Below are 4536 nucleotides of genomic sequence, written 5' to 3'. Positions count from 1 at the left end.
GAAACAGACGGCGACCCGGAAGTCGTCGCCGAGGTCACCGGCGGCCGCGGACCTGCGTCGCAAGACTGACCCCACCGCCTGTCATCCCGGCGAAAGCTGGGATCCAGAGCCCCAAAAGCCATCCTCTCCGAAGACCCCTGCGAAGGCAGGGGTCCAGTCCTTCAGTGCGCTGGATACCTGCCTGCGCAGGTATCCGCGGCAGCGAGCCGGAACCACCGCCGCGCAAGTCCGCCCCCTCACTCCCCCAGCTTGTCCATCTCGGCGCTGACGATCTCCATCAGCTCCGGATGCTCGGTCTGGATGCGCATCAGCTCGGTCATCATCCGGCCCTGCACCTCGACCACCTGCGTGTAATTGTTGCCGAAAATCTGCATCGCCTTCAGCGGATCGGTCCCGTCCTTCAGCGCCTCGCCCATGGTGTTCAGGCCGACTGCCGCCTTGCTGATCTCCGCCGCTGCCGCCTTGGCGCTCTGCTCGTCCTTCACCGTCTCCAGCGCGTCCGCGATGCGCGTCATCTCGGTCAGGTAGGCCGCGCCGATATCCTTGGCGGAGGAATTCCTGGTGATGTCCTTGCCCTCCGGCGCTCCGCCCTGGCCACACCCCGCCAGCGCCAGTGCCCCGGCCAGAACCACCGCCGCAAAAAATCCGTTCTTCATGTCAGTCCCCTTGTCTCCCGGCGCGCCCGCCGATGAATAATGCCGGATAGGACCACGATGAGGGACGGGGGGCAAGTTCGGGGCACCTTCTCACGAATACCGCGCCTCAACCCGCTCCGCCTTCACGCCCGCCTTCACGTCCGCCAGCGCCGCGCCCAAATCCGCCAGATACGCATCCGCCACCTCCGCATGTTTCGGTGACAGCATCAGGTGCAGGCTGGGCGGCTCCGACGTGAACGAAGTGAACCACCCCCGTGCCCGCATCGCAGCATACAGCGCGAGTGCGTCCGCCTCCGGATGGCGGAACGCGATCAGGCCGAGCATCGGCCGCCCCAGCACATCAAAGCCGAGCGCCTTCACGCCCGCCTCGATCTTCTCGCGCGCCCCGCACACCAGACCCTGCTTCTCGCGGTAGCCGGCTACGCCCAGCACATTCATCACCGCCCAGGCCGCCGAGATCGCGCCGCCCGGCCGCGTGCCCGCCAGTGTCGGTGTCTTCATCGGCGCGCCGCTCCAGTCGCGCAGCGAGAAGGGCATGTGTTTGTAAAGCGCCTCGGAGCGGAACAGCACGGTCGAGGCGCCCTTGGCGCAATAGCCATACTTGTGCAGGTCCGCGCTCATCGATTTCACCGCCGGCACTTCGAAATCGAACGCCGGCACGGCCACGCCGTTCATCCGCGCGAACGGTGCGAAATACCCGCCGACGCAGGCATCCACATGCAGCCACACATCCCTGCGCGCGGCGATCTCGCCGAGCGCTTCTATGGGGTCGATGATGCCATGCGGAAACTGCGGCGCCGAGCCGACCAGCATGATCGTGCCGGCATCCATCGCTGCCTCCATCGCCGCGGGGTCCGCCTCATAGCTGCCATCGTCCTTCACCGGCACGGAGCGGATCTCGATATCCATCATCAGCGCCGCCTTGTGGAAGGCGAGGTGGCCAGAGCGGGGGATGACAATGTTATGCCCCGTCCGCTGCTTTCCGTTCGCACGCGCAAAATCGCGCGCCGTCTTGATCGCCATGGTGATCGAATCGGTTCCACCCGACGTGATCGCGCCCGCTCCGCCTTCGCCGTGCAGCAGGCCGAGCGCCATGCCGATCACGTCCTTCTCCATCTGCGCCAGCGACGGAAAGGCCAGCGGCCCGAGGCCATTCTCCGCCATATAGAGGCCATAGGCGTCGTGCTGGACATGATGAATGTCCTCGCCCGCGTTGAACACATAGACCGCCGTTTTTCCGCTGCGCCAGTCCACATCCCCGCCGCCGCGGGCAATCATCTCCGCGCGCACCTCATCCCACCCGCGCCCTTCTTCCGGCATCTGCATGGTGAATGTCCTCCCGAATGTCCTCACACGCGAAGCCTACGCGCCCCGCTCGCCGCTGGCCAGCAGGCAGCCGGATCGGCGCGAAGCGAAAATAATTGCTCGCGCATTGCGCTAAGCCCGTTGCAGGCGCAGACCGCTCCGCATAATTTACCTCTCGATAACCATTTGAGCCCCGGGGAAGAGCGCGCAGCCATGACGGACTATATCGGATACGAAGCGCTCTCCCAGGCTGCCATGCGCGGCGTCGTGCGCGAGGCCCTGCGCCGTGCGAAAACCAATGGCGCCCTTCCGGGCGACCACCACTTCTACATCTCCTTCCGCACCCGCGCCCCCGGTGTGAAGATCGCGGACCACTTGGTCCAGCGCTTCCCGGAAGAGATGACCATCGTCATCCAGCACCAGTTCTGGGACCTTGAAGTGCATGACGGCCATTTCGAGATCGTGCTGAAATTCGCCGGCGTGCCGCAGCACCTGTCCATCCCGCTCGCCGCCATCACCCGCTTCGTTGATCCCTCGGTGAATTTCGGCCTCTCCTTCGAGGCGCGCAGCCGCGACACCGGCGTGCTCTCGCCGGCGAAGGATGCCGCCGCCGAGCCCGCCCCCCCGAAGCCGGCCGATATTGTCGTCAGCCTCGACGCCTACCGCCGCAAGTAAGGCCCCTCTGCCTTGACCGAGGACACCAAGCCCCGCGTCTCCGACGCCGAGATGCTGGCCCGCTTCCAGAACTCGAAGAAACGCCCGCCCTGTTCCGACACGCTCGGCATGCGCCTCGTGGACCTCAGCCAGGCGGAGCAATGGGTGCGCATGGACTTTGACGTCCCCGGCACGTTCGCCAACCCCACCGGCGCCGTGCAGGGCGGCTTCATCTCCGCCATGCTCGACGAAGCGATGAGCACGGCTGTCATCATCGCCTCCAATGTCACGATGACTGCGCCAACGCTGGAAATGAAGACCAGCTTCCTGAAACGCCTGATGCCCGGTAAGGCCAGCGTCACCGCCCGCATCCTGCGCATGGGCAAATCCGCCGCCTTCATGGAAGCCGACTGCTTCGATGCCGAAGGCACCCTCGTCGCCCGTGCCACCGCGACGGCTATTCCGATGCCGTTCAAACGGCTCTGACGCGTGCACCCGAACGTTTCCCCACGATACCCCGCGCCACCCTGCAAAAAATCGGCTATACGCCTGCCATAACAAAAGCTCCCGGGAGGAGACTCTTATGGCCGACGATACCAGAACGCCCGCCGGCGTGCCGAAATCCGTTCTCGAGCTTTCCGCCTTCAATCCGGTGGCCCGCGACAATCCCCATGCGCTGCTGCAGGCCCTGCAGACCCATTGCCCGGTCCTGCGCGACGAGGTCGCCAAGGTCTGGGTGCTCAGCCGCTACAAGGACATCCGCGACACGGTCAACGACCGCAGTTTCGTGCGCCATCCCCTGAACGCCGACCCCGAATCCATCACCGCCCGCCTGATCGAAGAGGGCAGGGAGCGGCGCACCAGTATTCTCTTCCTTGACGATCCCGACCATGCCCGCATCCGCCAGCCGCTGGCCAAGGCCTTCTATGCCCGCATCAACCGCATGCGCCCCGAGATCGAGGCGATGGTCGATGAGGTGATCGACGCTGCGCCCGCCACCGGTGTCTTCGACCTGATGGAACAGGTCGCTGTCCCGGTCCCGGTTCTCGTTATCGCCCGCATCCTCGGCGTCGATGAGGAGCGTCTCGCGGATTTCCGTCAGTGGTCGGAAGATGTCATCCTCGGCCTCAATCCCGTCCGCACGCCGGAGGAAAACGCCCGCATGATCTCGGGCGGCGAAGCGCTGGACGCCTATTTCCGCGAGCTCATGGCCGCCCGCCGCCGCGCGCCGAAGGACGATCTCGTCACCGACATGGTCCAGCTGCAGGCCGCCGGCGAGGCGAACATTGATGACGATGAAGTCTGCCTCAACCTGCAGGCCCTCCTCGTCGGGGGCAACCTGACCACGACCGACCTGATCGGCAACGGCATCTGGCTGCTGCTGACCCACCCCGATCAGGCCGCCGCCCTGCGCGCCAATCCGGATCTCGCCGCCCAGGCGGTGGAAGAAGTGCTGCGCTACGAGGCGCCGGTCCAGGTCACCTCCCGCATCGTCGAGAAAGACCGTATCGTCGCCGGCTGCCCGATGCGGAAAAGCCAGCCGGTCTTCATGTCGCTCGCCGCTGCCAACCGCGACCCCGACATCTTCGAGGCCCCGCAGGCCTTCGACATCACGAAGAAGCGCGCCAGCCACATCGCCTTCGGCGGCGGCCCCCACATCTGTATCGGCGCCCCGCTCGCCCGCATCGAGGCGCGCCACGCCTTCGTGAAACTCCTGTCGCGCTATCCAAACCTGCGCCTGCCTGACCAGACCCTTGCCTGGCGCACCTTGCCCTTCTTCCGAGGCCTCGAACACCTCCTCGTCGAAGCCTGAGACAAACCTGTAAAAAGCTGGAATCACCTGTAAGGGCCGAGGCAAACTCGACGCTCTCCTCCCCCGTTCACGGGGGAGGTGTCTGCGAAGCAGACGGAGGGGGGAGCC

General features: G+C 65.6%; 5 protein-coding genes. 3 read left to right on the top strand and 2 right to left on the bottom strand.

Annotated features, from left to right (window positions below; translation table 11 throughout):
- Window positions 1-236 precede the first annotated feature (236 nt).
- Together ACK4TE_RS15755 and ACK4TE_RS15750 are read right to left on the bottom strand one after the other, a co-directional pair.
- The gene (locus ACK4TE_RS15755; RefSeq protein WP_409912488.1) at window positions 237-656 is read right to left on the bottom strand and encodes a hypothetical protein; all 420 of its coding nucleotides are present in this window, start codon (window positions 654-656) and stop codon (window positions 237-239) included.
- Between the two features lie 90 nt (window positions 657-746).
- Window positions 747-1982, bottom strand: coding sequence for a pyridoxal phosphate-dependent decarboxylase family protein (locus ACK4TE_RS15750; RefSeq protein ID WP_409912487.1), 1236 nt, complete (start codon window positions 1980-1982; stop codon window positions 747-749).
- Window positions 1983-2174: 192 nt separating this feature from the next.
- Between ACK4TE_RS15750 and ACK4TE_RS15745 the strand changes: the two genes are divergently transcribed.
- The 3 genes from ACK4TE_RS15745 (at window position 2175) to ACK4TE_RS15735 (ending at window position 4428) form a co-directional block, all read left to right on the top strand.
- Complete coding sequence (locus tag ACK4TE_RS15745; RefSeq protein ID WP_409912486.1) at window positions 2175-2636, top strand: SspB family protein; 462 nt, start codon at window positions 2175-2177, stop codon at window positions 2634-2636.
- Window positions 2637-2648: 12 nt separating this feature from the next.
- Window positions 2649-3101: a PaaI family thioesterase gene (locus ACK4TE_RS15740; protein WP_409912485.1), complete on the top strand. Its 453-nt coding sequence runs from the start codon at window positions 2649-2651 to the stop codon at window positions 3099-3101.
- A 97-nt stretch (window positions 3102-3198) separates the two neighbouring features.
- Entirely contained in the window at window positions 3199-4428 is a 1230-nt protein-coding gene (locus ACK4TE_RS15735) for a cytochrome P450 (protein ID WP_409912484.1), read from the top strand.
- Window positions 4429-4536 lie beyond the last annotated feature (108 nt).

The organism is Hyphomonas sp. (assembly GCF_046313975.1).
Lineage (GTDB): Bacteria > Pseudomonadota > Alphaproteobacteria > Caulobacterales > Hyphomonadaceae > Hyphomonas.
This window is presented reverse-complemented; position numbering and strand designations above follow the sequence as displayed.